Origin of the sequence: Paraburkholderia sp. BL25I1N1 (assembly GCF_003002025.1) — a bacterium.
GTDB lineage: Bacteria > Pseudomonadota > Gammaproteobacteria > Burkholderiales > Burkholderiaceae > Paraburkholderia.
On record NZ_PVZB01000015.1, the window covers coordinates 11,877 to 26,381 of the forward strand.

At 58.1% G+C, this 14,505-nt stretch carries 10 protein-coding genes and 2 pseudogenes; 4 read left to right on the forward strand and 8 right to left on the reverse strand.

Features of this window, described 5'->3' with window-relative positions; genetic code table 11:
* Positions 1–63: 63 nt before the first annotated feature.
* On the forward strand, positions 64–1,005 hold the full coding sequence (locus B0G73_RS40125) for a hypothetical protein (protein WP_146144226.1): 942 nt from the start codon (positions 64–66) through the stop codon (positions 1,003–1,005).
* A gap of 753 nt (positions 1,006–1,758) precedes the next feature.
* Here B0G73_RS40125 and B0G73_RS22425 read toward each other — a convergent pair.
* The gene (locus B0G73_RS22425; protein WP_106283468.1) at positions 1,759–2,970 is read right to left on the reverse strand and encodes a hypothetical protein; all 1,212 of its coding nucleotides are present in this window, start codon (positions 2,968–2,970) and stop codon (positions 1,759–1,761) included.
* A gap of 8 nt (positions 2,971–2,978) precedes the next feature.
* Positions 2,979–3,506, reverse strand: coding sequence for a hypothetical protein (locus B0G73_RS22430; protein WP_106283469.1), 528 nt, complete (start codon positions 3,504–3,506; stop codon positions 2,979–2,981).
* A gap of 204 nt (positions 3,507–3,710) precedes the next feature.
* On the opposite strand from B0G73_RS22430, the gene B0G73_RS22435 reads away from it, so the two are divergent.
* On the forward strand, positions 3,711–4,007 hold the full coding sequence (locus B0G73_RS22435) for a hypothetical protein (RefSeq protein WP_106283470.1): 297 nt from the start codon (positions 3,711–3,713) through the stop codon (positions 4,005–4,007).
* Positions 4,008–5,065: 1,058 nt separating this feature from the next.
* Here the strand turns inward: B0G73_RS22435 and B0G73_RS22440 are convergent.
* From B0G73_RS22440 to B0G73_RS22450, 3 genes are all read right to left on the reverse strand, one after another.
* Positions 5,066–5,638, reverse strand: coding sequence for an OsmC family protein (locus B0G73_RS22440; protein WP_106283471.1), 573 nt, complete (start codon positions 5,636–5,638; stop codon positions 5,066–5,068).
* A 12-nt stretch (positions 5,639–5,650) separates the two neighbouring features.
* On the reverse strand, positions 5,651–6,616 hold the full coding sequence (locus B0G73_RS22445) for a hypothetical protein (protein WP_106283472.1): 966 nt from the start codon (positions 6,614–6,616) through the stop codon (positions 5,651–5,653).
* 306 nt (positions 6,617–6,922) lie between these two features.
* The gene (locus B0G73_RS22450) at positions 6,923–7,966 is read right to left on the reverse strand and encodes an AraC family transcriptional regulator (protein WP_106283473.1); all 1,044 of its coding nucleotides are present in this window, start codon (positions 7,964–7,966) and stop codon (positions 6,923–6,925) included.
* 455 nt (positions 7,967–8,421) lie between these two features.
* Between B0G73_RS22450 and B0G73_RS22455 the strand changes: the two genes are divergently transcribed.
* Positions 8,422–8,832, forward strand: a complete 411-nt coding sequence (locus tag B0G73_RS22455) for a hypothetical protein (RefSeq protein WP_106283474.1) — start codon at positions 8,422–8,424, stop codon at positions 8,830–8,832.
* A gap of 404 nt (positions 8,833–9,236) precedes the next feature.
* Here B0G73_RS22455 and B0G73_RS22460 read toward each other — a convergent pair whose 3' ends face one another.
* Positions 9,237–9,869, reverse strand: a complete 633-nt coding sequence (locus B0G73_RS22460) for a bifunctional 2-polyprenyl-6-hydroxyphenol methylase/3-demethylubiquinol 3-O-methyltransferase UbiG (protein WP_106283475.1) — start codon at positions 9,867–9,869, stop codon at positions 9,237–9,239.
* Positions 9,870–10,209: 340 nt separating this feature from the next.
* On the opposite strand from B0G73_RS22460, the pseudogene B0G73_RS22465 reads away from it, so the two are divergent.
* Positions 10,210–11,345: pseudogene (locus tag B0G73_RS22465) on the forward strand (IS30 family transposase).
* 515 nt (positions 11,346–11,860) lie between these two features.
* Here the strand turns inward: B0G73_RS22465 and B0G73_RS22470 are convergent.
* Together B0G73_RS22470 and B0G73_RS22475 are read right to left on the reverse strand one after the other, a co-directional pair.
* Positions 11,861–12,112: pseudogene (locus tag B0G73_RS22470) on the reverse strand (transposase); the annotation flags it as partial.
* 389 nt (positions 12,113–12,501) lie between these two features.
* A complete protein-coding gene (locus B0G73_RS22475; protein ID WP_258193420.1) occupies positions 12,502–14,244 on the reverse strand; it encodes a DUF262 domain-containing protein in 1,743 nt (580 codons plus the stop codon).
* Positions 14,245–14,505 lie beyond the last annotated feature (261 nt).

The following is a 14,505-nucleotide window of genomic DNA, read 5'->3' on the forward strand; positions in this document are numbered from 1 at the left end:
CCAAAATGCAAGGCCAGGTGTATTCCGCTGCTTCCTTGTAATCAGAACCGGCTCGATACGATCATGAGCTCATGTAACGCGCAAACCTGCTTTCCGCTCAAATTACATCGCACGCTCGACAGATTCGGCTGCGCTTTCGCGGCGGACGAATTCTGGGCTCCAAATGACGCTTCTCCTCAGGCGAACGGATTGACGTTGAAAGACGGGAAGGTATCGATATCCTGGAACCGTCCTTCATGCAAGAAAGTTGAGCTTGATCAAATCCAGAAAGAGTTGAACGGCGAGTTGTTTGGTCCGAAATACCAGCAGCGGGCGTACGCTGAACTGCTGAAGCGTGGGTGCAATGTGGATTTGGCTCAGCTGGGGATAAATGGACGGTATGACCATGTAGCGCTCAAATGGCCCGATTTCACGCCGATCCCGCTCCCCTCCGGCCCTCAACCGCAGCCAGAGATGACGGTTCTATTCGAACCGCTGCCAGAAATGACCGTTCTATTTGAACCGCAGGCTACTGTAAGGCCGCTCCCGCTACCTCCGGTCGATTCTCCACAGCCCATCTGCACCATGCTCGATGAGCTCTCGAAGTCCCGGCGTTTTGCTTTGTGCTCCGGTTCTTCGAGCTCTCACAATGTCATGCTCACGTTCACTGGCCTTTCGTCGCCTGATGACCCAAACACTGCGGCCGTGATGGTTAGCGTCCCCGCGTCTCCCGCCGAAACTGGTCCCATCTCCCCTCCAGAGTCGCCGCCCGCAGCCATAGGCCACCCTGCTGCGGCCGCCGCCGCCGCAGGTTCGATCGGTCTAGGGGCGCTGCTTGCGGGCGTCGTCAAATCGTTGTCTGAGATGTTCAAGCGCAAGCGCAAATCGGCACAAGACATGCCGAACCCATGGCGTGTGCAAGACGTGGTCGTCATTGCCAGTCTGCCAGAGCCTTACACAGTGACCTCAAGTTTAGCGAGTCCCGGCAATGGAAAACGAGGCACCAATCCGAAGCGTTCCGCCTGAGCCCACTATCGCGTGGTTCGTTCGCGATCTGCTACCTGACGCAGCTTGGCACGAGTTCGACCTTGGGCTGGCTTCACTCCGCGGTTTGGAGCCGACCCGTCGCGCACTCGCCCGACACGGAGGGCGAGACGCTTGGTCACAATTCATCGCGGAGTCGCGCCGCGTGTTGCCCGACTTATTGTCGATTCCTTTCTATGACGTTATTCAAAAGTCCGCTTTGGTCTCACTCTCGCATAGAACGTTAACCGTGAACCTCCATCCGCTGCTGTCCGTCTATGCGGGCGGTCGTCCATTGGACGCGACAATCAAGCTCGACTGCACGGTACAACTCGAGTTTGGAGCAGTCGGGCGAGGGGGCTACGTGCTGGCGGATACAACGTTCCAGCTATGTCATGGAGGGAAGGACGTGATTCGGTCAATTGACGGACATCACTTTTTGCCACGGTGTCGCTAAGTAGGGACGTCATAACTTATGTCAGTTTTCTCGGACACCGTCGATATAGGCGCGTACTTGACATTTTCGTGAAAGGACATAACGTGAAATCACCAGTGATCTTTTTTCTTCTACTCGTCTAAGCATTAAGGCCGACGACGTTACGTAGTCCGTTCTTATATGGGCACAACGGTCGATGGTGCGTCAGCGTCCATTTCCACTCTGGGGGTGAAACGGCAGCAGTGTGCGTTCCGACCGCATGGAAGCGCCGACGGCAAGCGGCTCGTTCGACCCCGCTAATGGACGAGCGAAATCGTGCGCTAGAATTTGACGTGCAATCGCCGCATCACCAGGATCGCGACGACGATGAACACTGCGATCACACCGACTTGTAAACCGAACGCGGCGAAGTCAGACACTGCCTCGGGCTTATTGGCCGCGCGCAACTCGACCAAGAATTCCTTGGCCAGGGTCCGGTCTACAAGTTGCGGCACGGCGAACGTGGCGGCCATCGCGGCGAGCACGTTTTGATAGGTGCTCTGCCGCAATGCGCCGCGGTTCGCCAGCATCGCGCGGCTGGCTTCGATGGAAAAGTTGGCGTGTTCGCGCACAATGCGGCTCTTGCGCACAAAGAATTCGAGTTCCCGCACCGCTGTGTTCATCTGGTTCAGGTGCAAGGTCGCGACGGACCCGTAGACGGCCTCGTCCCGATACGCGGACAGGTTCTGCTCCTGTTGCATGATCGAAACCTGAAGCAGTTCGAACTCCTGCAACACCGCGAGATTCCGGCGCACTTGCGCGGCCGCAGGCGCGATCAGCGTGTTGAAGCCGGAAGAGGACTGCTTCTTCAACAAATCCCGTGCGCTCGACTCCATCTCCGCGAGCTGACGCTCGAACTCCGCGAGCCACCTTGGTTCGCGATACTGTCGGATCTGCCAATACGCCTTGTGAGCAAGCAGGTCGATGGATACGAGCAATGCTTTGTAGCCAAACAGGCTGTCCGTGCTCCATATGGGCGTTGTGGCATCGCTTTCCGTGACGGCCATGTACGTATTTTCGATCTCTCGCGGCGTGCCATCGAGCGCGATGGAAAGTAGACATAGCGCGCTTGACGCACTCACATCCTGTGCGAGTGCCGTGGGCGCCGTGCGCCCGCCGCTGAGCGGAAGCGCGAATGGAATCATGCGGTCGATGGCATCGGCGACCGTATTCTTCCGGACGTAGGCGTGATAGACCGACGTGTAGCCCCAGATGACCGTCGCATCCATCGTTGCAATCAGCTCGGCAGCGCGCCTGTAGAGAAGCGGCCACACGCTCTCCACGTCGCCTTTGCCGTTGAGCGCGACCTGCATCAATTCGGCGTCGTGTGCGCCCTGGGCCGGCTGAGGGGGCAGGAACATCACATCATCGAGCGTGAAAAAGCCCTTCTCTCTCCATGCCTCGGCGGCCTTGAAGATCCCGCCGAGCGACCCCGAGGGACCGTAGAAGGTCAGAATAAGCGCGGGTTCCTCATTGGGTCGATTGCTCTGCACCCCCCCTCCTATTCATTCGTGTTGTCATCCTGCCGGTGCCGTTCGAGGATTCGCCTCAGTATCTCACGCGCCTCGCGCATGCTGTTGCGCACCTGGGGCACCTTCTGTGCGACCGCCCCCCTTCTCACCGGAGCCTGAGCGAGTGCTTTCTTCAGGTCCTGTCGCGTGATCGCGCGAAGCGGTTCGGCGAGCGGGGACCCGGGGGGCATCGCATCCACAGTGAGCACCGCGATCCGCTTCATAGTGTCAATATGATCCGCGTTGTCGGACTCCAGTTCGTTCAGCAGCGCGTCGAGCCGTTTGAGATCGGCTGGGCTCCACACGGAAGTTACCTGCTCGAATTGGGTGCCGAGCCATTGCAACAGCTTGATCATGTAAGCGTCAGCGCGTGCCATGTCCTCACCCTCCAGGTTGGCCAGTCTTCTCCACAAGGCATCCATCAGTTGCGTGCGCATTTCATCCGGCGAATCCCGCGCGCGCTCTACGTGTTCTAACGATTGCGAGGTGGCCTGAACCGAGTCCTCCTCGCTGAACATAAGCAGTTCGCCGCGAAATTAAGCACTTTGTGCAACGGCGGATACCCTGAAACGTCCAGTTCGAACTGCACTACTGCTAAGGACAACAACGCGAGTTGCCGCTCTAGCACTATTGCCTGCCAAAAGAGCGCGCCGGAACGACGCGTTGGATTCACTCCACGAACCAACGATCGCACGCGTTCTCGCACCTGCGTAGCAGCGCGCGTGGCACAGCTTCTCCGGGTCGTCGCGCACGAGGGCAAAGAGCGCATCGAGATCGAGATCGGCCAACGACTAGCGGAAGAGCGCGCCGCGTCAGGGAAGACGCGCACCGAGCGCCGATTGGTAGTCGGTAAGCATCTGGGCGACCGGCTTCTTGCCCGCACGCGCCATCACAAGCAGATTGAAATGCAGCGTCGCGATTGGGAAACGGACTGCCTGCTTTTGGGACCCTCGATCAAATCAATGAATGGCCGAACCTCTCCTAGGGCGAAACAGTACATCGCACAGCCAGCAACTTGATAGCCTTCAGCTCCTTGGCGATCCTCCGTAATTCTATAAACAAGGAACAACGTGACCGATCCGGCATGCTCCGACGAACGCACCGATGCGCAGCGAGTAACAGACCGGAGAGCCACGCGCGGCACGGGGCTGCCGAGACTAAGGCTCATCAGCAATTCAGCCCAACTACTGGACGATGAGCGTTTCGATGCGAGTTTTATGTGCGATGTCCCACATTCATCGCATTAGACGTGCTCCGCGAACCGGAAAGTGTGCGCGCGAGCGGCACGGTCCTTGTTCGCCGGATCGGATGCCTCCCACGACAAGGCGCCGGACGATCTCTGTGTCTGATGTGCGATACGCTCCGGAACCGCTGCGACAGGCGTCGGGAGAATACGCGATATGCGATACGACGACTCAACAAAGCGGCCAGCATATCGAACTACGAGACTTTAGTTCTCGACGCGCTATTGAGAAAAGCACTGCCTTGCTTCGTTTCACGCCGACTTTGCGAGGCAAGGCGCGTTGACAGCCGGGTAGGCTTTGCGGCCTATACGCGTGCGCTGAAGGTGGCGGCCGCTGCCTGACGTGAAGCGGACGTTTGACCGTCGGTTAGCGCATTGACCCGAACGGCAGCAACTGGCCGAACCCGGCCCGGCGACGAAGGTCGCACCGCATCGTCGGAGGCCGTGGACGCCGAGGTCAGGTGCCGACCCGCTACAGCCCTTCGGCCAAGCCAGATTAAATGGCTGTTTGCAAGGTACAACGGCCTTTCGCTCAGTTAGGTCAGCGGGTAGACCCTCGCACAGAGTGGTTGGTCGGCGGGCGGCCTTGTAAACGAACGTCCGGTTCGAAGGATTTAGTCCGCGTGCGCTTGCCCTTGACCGACCGAGCTTATTCTGTCCACGCAGGCGTTCAGCTTGCGGCCTACCCGTTTCCAGTTGATTCTCGTCCAGGACTGCTTTTGCGCTAAGGACTCAGCAAGGCTGCGGCTTATCCCCTTTACGGATACCTCTGTCCATTTCCGGAAAGGCGGCGCCACGAAAACGATTCGGGTCGCGGCGCCCACATCGCGAAGTTCACTCGACCAGAAGAGTCGATTTCAAGGTGACTGCATTCGCCAGATTGTAGACGTTGGGAGAAGTGGCCATTACCGCGTCATGGATTTCGGCGAACTGTTGCTTAGTACCGCTACCCTTGATACGAACGGTGTAACGCAGGCTTTCGTAGCCGTTTGCCACGTCCGGGTCGATCCCGAGAAATCCTCTAAGATCGATGTCACCCTCAGTCTCGATCTCCAGAGATTGCAGCGTGATCCCGCGAACGGCGCATTGCGCCACGTAACCCACCGCTATGCAGGCGTTCAGCGCCGCGATCAGATGCTCCTGAGGATTGGCGAATTGGTTCGAGCCACCAAGTTCGCAAGGCTCATCGATATCGATCGTGAATCGACGCGACACCTCCTGCCCTCCGATCGCAAACCCCTCTACCTCGGCGCGAGTCCGGGTCTGCCCCTGCCAGGTCGTAGCAACGCGCCAACTGGTGGCGGCTTTCGATGCATCGCCCTTGACGCCCTCGATCAGGGCGAACAGGTCGTCGACGTTGACGCAGTTAACGATGTTAGGTTCATCGGACTGTGCATTGGCAATCATGTTCCATCTCCTTTAAAAACGTGGATTGTTCAGTTTCGGCAAATCGCATTGCAGGGTGGCGAGCGCAGCCTGGATGCGCATGCCCTGGTCTTCGGAGATGAGGCTATAAAGCACCTCCCTGAAACGGGGATGACGTACACCCGAGTGGATGTATTGCCACCTGTAAGCCTCGAGGAAATTCGCTTCGACCGACAGGGTTTCCAGTTCGTAGACTGCGCGGCCGCAGTTGGCCACGAAGTAACGCGCGTCGGCTGCGGCCTGCGCCTGCAGAATGCCGTCGATCGCGGCGACCAGTTCAATGAACTCGTCAACAGCCTTGTCGCGATCATCGGCCGTGACAGTGGCGTCGTGACGTCCCCATTCGAGCTCGTCGAGGATGGCGTGCTGACTCTCCTCCTTCCAGTGGTAAAGGAATACATTCTTGAACAGTTCGGAAAGCTGACCGTCTGGGTCGATGCTATGGCGGTAGTGGAGCTGGGTGAACAGTTCGATATGCAGTGTCAGCGCCAGTACGGCCCAGGTGCTCTTGCCGAGAACCACGGCGGCAATGGCATCAGGGTCGACGTTAAAGCGATAGCCAGCGGGCAGGGTTTCACCGATCATCATGTCGATGCGGCGAAACAGCGCCTGATGCTTAAGCTCCTCGTCGCTGAAGCGGACCAGCGCCTCAAGCGCCACCTGGTCACCGAGCCAATAGTCACGGCTGACTTCCAGCACCTTCGCATTGATGAAGCGCTCTACTAGTCCGAACACGTTGGCATACGTGCGTCCCTGAATCTGGCTGACGAAACGCTTCTCGCCATCGGACAGCGTGACGAAATTCGGAGCCAGGGAGAGTCCGTCGGGCAGATATTTCTGGGACGCGTCAAAGGTGCGGCCTCCAATCACGTCACGGTCGATGTCCCAACTGACCATCTTTGAGGCGCGAATGCACCGGGCGTAACGATCGCGGTCGGTGAGTCGCGATACTGCATTCATAGCATTTCTCCCAATATGGACCGACATGCGGTCGGGATTCGAGTGTTTATCTGCCGGCCAGGACCAGACGGTTGATCTGGCATTCCGGTACGCTCAAATGTACGACTGGGAGACGCGAGGTTCTATGATCAGGCCGCTGGGAGATATGACCGAAACCCCCGATCAGATTTGACGCGTGTGAATGAACGTTGCATCGGGCATGGCACGGGGCACGTTAGCGATTTGGTCAATTGGCGCAATGAGTCACCGTTCACGTCGTGCGCCTGCTGATGTTGTCGAAGCACACGTTGGGCTTAGTGGTCGGTGTCACTGATCCGGTGGTGGTGTGATGCGATTCGCGCCGAGTGCGGCCGGCCCAGACTCGGTAGCACCGTTTACCTTTCCTTTGCTCTTGCGCCAGCCGGCCGGTGGCATTCCAAATTCCCGCCTGAAGGCCCTACTGAACGCTGCCTCCGACTCATAACCAATGTGCTCCGCTACAGCGGCGAGTGACTTACTGCCAATCAGAAGTTCCTGCGCCGCGATCTGCATGCGCCATCGCGCCAGGTACTGCATTGGCGGTTGTCCAAGAAGATCGGTGAAACGTTGCGCCAACGCGGAGCGCGATAACCCCACCTTGCGCGCAAGCTCATCAACGGTCCAAGGGTAGACTGATTTTGCATGGAGCAACGAAAGCGCACGTCCAACATAGCGATCGCGCACGCCAGCCAGCCATCCTGTCTGGTCAGCAGGTAGCGCTTCAATACAGCTACGGACCGCTTCAACAAACAAGAGTTCGGACAGTCTGGCGAGGACGATCGTACCGCCCGCCCGCGAACCGGCTGCCTCGGCGGCAGCCAGCTTGAGAGAGGATTCAAGCCATGCTGCACGCGGATCTTGGCGCATATCAATCTTGAAGAGTCGCGGCAGCGATGAAAGCAGTGGGTTACTTAGCGTATCGTCGCAGGCCAGAAAGCCACATACGATGCGAGTCGTAGGTCCTCCGCCTCCGTGGGATAGCGTCATCACCTCACCGGGTTCTGTCTCCATCGGGCCGACTAATAGCGACTCCGTTGGCGTGGGCGCAAGATCCACGGCGCTGCCCATCACATGTGTTTCGCCTTGCGGCACCACGAGCAGTTCGCCGGCATTGAGATGAATAGCCGAATCGGGGTCGCCTGCCAGTTGTGCCCAGCAGCTACCTTCTATGATCAGATGGTATGAAACTACACGCTCAGATCGCGGCAAATACGCTGCACAGAGCGCAGCATCTGTGCGGCCTATCAGGCACCACGGTGCCGTGAAGGTTGCATTCAGATACACCGCGCCGCTTAGACGCACAGCGCGCAGGACGTCAGAAACTGCATCCATGAATAGCTCGCGTGAAATGCGATTTCCCGGGCAAGTGAAGGGGATGCCGCCCACTTCTTCAATCTGGCCGACGGGTACATGTTAAACCTGCTGCGGCGGCATATGACAAATACCTTACCGATGACGTCAACACGCATGATGCATCGCCGCGCGATTCGTATGGATGTTCGCGGGCGGCCCCTTAGCGAGCATGTCTGATCTCGATTGATTCCGGCGCAGGCCGTCCTGAGTCTCCGCACCGTTCTGTCGTTCATGGTCTGCGTTGCAATCGCGATTGGGATTAGAGGTGTGTCGGCTCGGCGACGGGCACGGCGACGTCCTGCCCCATCATCACAGCTCCTTCGGGTCTGCCTCGATACTTTTGAGTGTGGGCGCATCGCTGCGTGACACAACCGCGTGCAACCAGATCGCGCCCGTCTGCAGGAGGACCGGACAACCTTTCTGGACGTGCTGCAATGCTCAGGCGAACCAGAGGCAAGACTTGGACGGTCGGGCAAAAAACATCGACGCACGGCCAGGACGGCAACAAGTTGCGAGAGGCAAAGTTCGTCGCAGGGCGGGACGTGACACATCAACGCCATCCGTACTTCGCAGCCAAACCTTCCACGGATTTCGGAAGCCTGGCCGCCTCCAAACTTGCGCAGATCGGTTCACGCACAGTGGCTTACCGGTTCGGGCAATCGAAACAGCGTGAAATGCCGATGAAAAACCTGATAAGCCGTGCGATGTACCACCCGCTCATCGCACTATTCATGTTCTATTTGACCGACCTGATGCACCACGTCGACTACAGTCTGGCCGGCGCTCTGTTCGTTCTGGCAGCGAAATCCATGTCCCGCGTCGTGAACCTGTTCAACAAAGGGTAGCGCCATACGTCGGTACGGCACGCCAGGTGGATTAATAGGACGCAAGATGGAAGCATCGGGTTAGACAAGCGACAGCCTGGAATAGTCCTAATGGCTAGCTTTTCGGAATGGCCAACGCCCGTTGGACACGATCGGGACGCATGCGTCCCTTGCCAATGTGAAGCCGACGTTCGAATGACTGCATGAGAGAGCTTGCCAACGACTGTAGATGGCCCGTCCTCTGCCTGTCGCGGCCGACGACAGGCGTCCCCGCTTCTGCCGATTGTCTGAGATCCACGACTGGCCATTTCTCTGCGCGATGGACACTGTTGCAAATCGGCTGCTTTGCGCTGCATCAAAGCGGCTTGAGCGTAAGCATCTGCCAAGCCCAACGCGGGCATACTGTGGAACAGCCCCCTGGCGTTTCAGGCAACCGGCTTGCGCCACACGCTGGCTAGCCACGGCTGCCGCTCACGCGGCAAGCCGGCGGGCCGGTAATAGTGCTCAGTTTCGACGAAGCCTGCGTCCGCCATATATCGGCGCCATGCTTCGAGATCATGGAAGACGCCGTAGCGGCCGTGGCTCCAGCCTTCCTGATTCGTGCCGCGCGGGTTGGAGCTGAACAGCACGCCGCCAGGCTTCAGCGTCGCGTGCAATTGCCGCAACACGCGCGGCAACGCCTGACTCGGGACATGGAACAGCGCGGCGTTGGCGAAAATGCCGTCAAAGTGCGCGGCCGGCAAATCGAGATGCAGGAAATCCTGCTGCCAGACGTCGCAGCCAGTCGCGTCACGCGCCATTGCAACGAAGCGCTCGGCGCCATCGAGGCCGACCGCGCAATGGCCGAGTGTAGTGAAGGTCTTGAAATCTCGCCCCGGCCCGCAGCCGAAATCCAGGATCGTAAGAGGCGGCTCGACTTCGATATGGTGCAGCAGCGCCGCGATGTTCTGCGTGACGTCGTGGTCGTACGTGCCGTTGCGGAAATCTTCCGCGTGCGCGTCGTAGTGCTGCAACGTGACGGCACTGATTTTATCGAGGTCGCGGGGGTCGAGTTCCATGCGGGAAGTATATCTCGGGGCATTTCCCGCACGACTACGTCGTACTTCCGTTGTCATCAGTCGTGGTCGGTTGCGTGCCGAACAGGACGAACAACGCGATTCCGTGTGCGCAACTGATTCCTCTTGGGTTTCCGAGAAAAGCGCACGGTATCAGGCGAACGGCTGGAGATGGCCGTACCTTGCCGATCGTCGTGCGATCGACCCGTGCGTGCCACGAGCGGCAGCACGCGACCCACTTCGGACGCTTGACCAGGCGCGACCTCATCGGCGGCTTTTCGGGGCGGATTCAACCGGTCGATGCAACACACTGAAGACTGCGCAAGCAGCAGGAGTGTTGCAAATGAAGCAGAGACGCCGGATTTATTACAGTGAGACGCAGAAAGCGCTGATGTGGGAACGTTGGCGCAACGGCGAATCTCTGCAGAAGATCGCCCAGCTCTTTGATCGTAACCACTCGTCGGTTCAGGGGATTCTGGCTGAGACAGGCGGGATCCAGCCGCCACAAAGGCACCGCTCGGGATTGGCGTTGACGCTGGAGGAGCGCGAAGAGATCTCGCGAGGGCTTGTGGCTGACGATTCGATCCAGTCAATTGCAAAACGACTATCGCGAGCGCCTTCCACCATCTGTCGTGAGATCAAACGTAACAGCGGACCAGACGGTTATCGGGCGACCTACGCCGACCAGCTTGCATGGGATCGGGCACAGCGTCCCAAAGCCTGTAAACTGGTTGAGCACCGGATGCTGGCGCAGATGGTTGCAGGCAAGCTCCAGTTACAGTGGTCACCGCAGCAGATTGCCGGATGGCTCAGGCGGGCGTATCCAGATGACGAGGACCACCACGTGTCTCACGAGACGATCTATCTGCCCTGAAGAAGGAGTTGCTGGCGCATTTACGGCGTACCCGTGCCATGCGCCGGTCGCGCCACCACACTCAGAAGACGGACGGTCACGGCAGGATTCGGGACACCGTATCAATCAGCGAACGCCCCGCGAGTGTTGAAGACCGCGCGGTACCCGGGCATTGGGAAGGTGATCTGCTGTGCGGCAGCGGAAGCAGCCAGATAGCAACGCTTGTCGAGCGTCAGACACGCTATGTCATGCTGGTCAGGATCCCCTGCAAGGATAGCGAAACGGTCATCAATGCACTCATCAAACATGCCAGCAAGTTGCCCCAGGAACTCTATAAATCGCTGACATGGGATCGGGGAACAGAGATGGCCGGGCACAAACGCTTCACCGTCGCCACTGATATCCAGGTCTACTTCTGCGACCCCCAGCATCCATGGCAACGTGGATCGAACGAAAATACAAACGGGCTGTTAAGGCAGTACTTCCCGAAAGGCACCGACCTGTCAGCGTATTCGCAGGCTAAACTCAATGCCGTGGCAAGACGATTGAACGAGCGTCCGAGAAAGACACTGGGCTACGAAACGCCTGCCGAACGGTTCCAGCAAACTATTGCATCGACCGGTTGAATCCGCCGGGTGCAGCGGTCATTATCCCTTCGAGTCCGTCGGCAAGTCATCGGCCTTTGCGGACGTTCGCCGATCAGACGTCGTGCGGCGACTGACCGTCACTTTGCCGCCATTGGCGATGCAGTGAAGGCGATTGTTAGCTGAGGTTGACCCGGTTCGACGGATAGATTTGCAGTTGAGTTTAATGTGGTGTGGCACCTCCCGATAAGGTTGAATCGCGGGTTGTCCACGGCCGGGCGGCGGGTCGACTGTCACGACCACGACGCTGCCCGGCGGTGGGCAACCCGCGCGGCGATAAGCTTTGATCTTGCGCATGCAGGTTTTCAAACTCGAGCGGCGAACAGTAGCCGATGCTGCTATGCAGGCGGCGTATGTTGTACCAGCTCGTGCGACACGTGTCGCCGTCCGCCGGACGCAAATCGGCAATGTAGTGGATGGCAAAGTCTGTTTCATGAATCCGTACCGCTCTTCGGTGGAATGGATCCCGTCTCCCTCGCGAACCAGGCTGCCGCGTGAGAGAGTATGTCGCGCTCCATCTTCAGTTGCCGGACTTCACGACGCAACCGTGTGAGCTCCTGCCGTTCGGCTGTGGTCAGACCGTCATGCCGCACGCCTGTGTCGCGATCAGCCTGTGCCACCCAGTTGTAGATGGTCTGTGCGGTAGGCTCGAACTCCTTTTCCAGTTCCTCCGGCCTGCGTCCAGCCTTCACCAGCTCGACCATTTGCGCCCGAAATTCCGCCGGGTACGGGGTACGATGCTTGCCCATAATCGGCACCTCCTTCTCCAAAGGATAGATGTCCGTTTTTCTGGGTCAACTTCAAGCTTCGAAGAAAACGAGCGGGTATTCACACTCACACCAACCGTTCGGTATTCAATTAGGCGAAGGGCCGGTTCGATACCTTGAGCGAGCCATTGACGCATAGAATCAAGATGGGGTTGAAGTTCAATCCACGCGTTAGAGATCGACCTAGCGGGCCCGCGCCCGACTAGGTCGTCGCTACGCGGCGACACGAGCCTGAGACACATTACCCCGTTCGGCCAGAAGTGCCCAAGCAGTTCATACAAACGGCAAGGTGCAGGAACGATGATAGCGGATAGGTCCGCTTACTCCTCGTTTAAACTTGGTGAGTGACGATCGGGTATCGCATGCTCAAACTATTCTTGCTCCGGTGCTGCAAGCGTGAGCCCATACAACTCGTTAAGCGCCCGCAGCATCTTCTGTTTTCGGTCATTTGCAAAGGCAAGATGGTCGTCCCAAAGGACCGAGTCGGCCGTGGGGATGAAGTCATAGGACGCCCAGTACTTTCTGCCATCTTCACTATTGAAGAACTCTCGGGGATGACGCGCCCGTTTGTAATTGTTGACTTCCGCTGGCATAGGCTGAAAATTCCACAGCACATCCACGGCCTCACGATAGGCCTCATCCTGGTTCGCCAGGTTGATCGGGAAGATGTGATCTACCTGTGGTTTGCTGTCGTGGAAGATGTAGCTGCGGCTCGGCATGAGCACCTTAGTCGCCAGCCAGGGAAGATTTAGCAACTGGTATTCGTGCAAGTCGCCAGTGCGGTTTTTGTCGATAGCGATCTGACGAATTGCCTCCAGCGGAAACGCTTTGCCCGCTTTGCCCGCCTCCACAGCTTTGCGTGCAAATGCAGTGACCATAGTCTGGGTATTCCAGTCGCAGAACTGCGACAGCAAAAAGTACTGATTGATCAGCTGCAGTTCGACGGCCTTCATCGCGCGGATGCGCCACTCGTGACCACTACGCCTGCGCTCCGTCAGATAGGCGGCAATGGGTAGTACCGCGAGCCAGCGCGGCACAATCGAGGCGTGGTTAATGTTCAGCAGCCCCTTCAGATAGTTGGAAAACAGTTCGACCAGCGGCTCCGTGTCGTTTTTCAGCGCATCCTGGAAAGCTTGAATGTCGCCGTTTCCCAAACGAGTCTCATCTATGCGGATCGTGTTCTTAATGATCAAATGGAAAAACTGCAGCACTGCAGCCGATGAAAACTTGATACCTCCGCTTCGTACGAAGATTCTCTCGGAAAGCGCCCAGAGCCTTTCTTCATAATCCGACTGGACAGCTTTGATCTTTCCGAGCACAAGCTCCAATTGGGTTAATGCAATTCCTCCCGTATTCAAGCGGCGGAATACCTCGTTGACCTCTTTGGGTGTATCCGCTTTGACCGAAAAGTAGGCGATCGACTTGACGTTGACGTCCACGAAGATCTCCCACAATGCGCTGAGGTTTTTGCGCACCCGCAATTTTGCATCTTTGTTCTCCCCTCCGGCCACCCCGACGCGCTCTTCGAGATCAATCTTTTCGTCCTGGTTACAGCGCATGCAAGCCAATTCCGTCATGCGGAGGTACCGAGCCGCCGATGGTGAGCTGGCATCGCGGAAAAGAAATCCGGTTTCGTCCGACTCGGCGGTAGATGGGTCGAACAAGAGGTCATAGTGCAAAATCCGACCGTTGAAGCGGTTCCGGAGTACGGAGAACAGAGTCTGCAAGCGCTGCTGTCCGTCATAGACCAGCGCCTTCGGGGCGCCCCACAGTCCCTCATCTACTTGACGGGCATACTTTCCCGGGGCGTAATCCTCGACGAAGCGGCGGTAAGGCACTCGTTGCTCTGTTTCCCAAAGCACCACACCACCAATTGGGTAGCGCTTGAGGAGTGAGTCGAGCAGCAGGCAAACATAGTCTTCCGACTCGTGGCGTGCCCCCCACACATACTGCCGTTGTACCTGTGGCAAAAACCATCCATTGTTCGGCGCGTTCAGTTTGTCCAATGCTTCGCGGACGGAAATACCTGCATACGACATGCTTACTGTTCCCGATAAAATGTTGAACGGCTGCTTGAGCTGAAGCCGTAGCATAGCGGCAGTCTTGTCGAGCATCAGCTAGTCGGCCGCTTCCGATGTTGCTCTTTTCGATGTCGGCGACCAGCCATTGACCGCACACGGCCGAGCCTTGACTGACGGTCGACTCGCCAACCTCGGCCAATGCAGTCATTCAGCGACCGCCCCAACTCAGGCGGTTACGCGCCCATAGATGTACGACCCGCGAATGAGGGCGCACGAGCAATCAACAGAGCAACCGTTCACAACCGTCGTCGACGTTGATCGCGTCGAGCGCAGTTGTTCGCGAACTGTCCGAAG

What these genes read in the sequence shown, in the direction of transcription:
- B0G73_RS22445 (WP_106283472.1), bottom strand. Translation starts at nt 6,616, where the DNA reads ATGAATGCAGTATCGCGACTCACCGACCGCGATCGTTACGCCCGGTGC.
- B0G73_RS40125 (WP_146144226.1), top strand. Translation starts at nt 64, where the DNA reads ATGAGCTCATGTAACGCGCAAACCTGCTTTCCGCTCAAATTACATCGC.
- B0G73_RS22430 (WP_106283469.1), bottom strand. Translation starts at nt 3,506, where the DNA reads ATGTTCAGCGAGGAGGACTCGGTTCAGGCCACCTCGCAATCGTTAGAA.
- B0G73_RS22440 (WP_106283471.1), bottom strand. Translation starts at nt 5,638, where the DNA reads ATGATTGCCAATGCACAGTCCGATGAACCTAACATCGTTAACTGCGTC.
- B0G73_RS22450 (WP_106283473.1), bottom strand. Translation starts at nt 7,966, where the DNA reads ATGGATGCAGTTTCTGACGTCCTGCGCGCTGTGCGTCTAAGCGGCGCG.
- B0G73_RS22475 (WP_258193420.1), bottom strand. Translation starts at nt 14,244, where the DNA reads ATGCTCGACAAGACTGCCGCTATGCTACGGCTTCAGCTCAAGCAGCCG.
- B0G73_RS22460 (WP_106283475.1), bottom strand. Translation starts at nt 9,869, where the DNA reads ATGGAACTCGACCCCCGCGACCTCGATAAAATCAGTGCCGTCACGTTG.
- B0G73_RS22455 (WP_106283474.1), top strand. Translation starts at nt 8,422, where the DNA reads ATGCTCAGGCGAACCAGAGGCAAGACTTGGACGGTCGGGCAAAAAACA.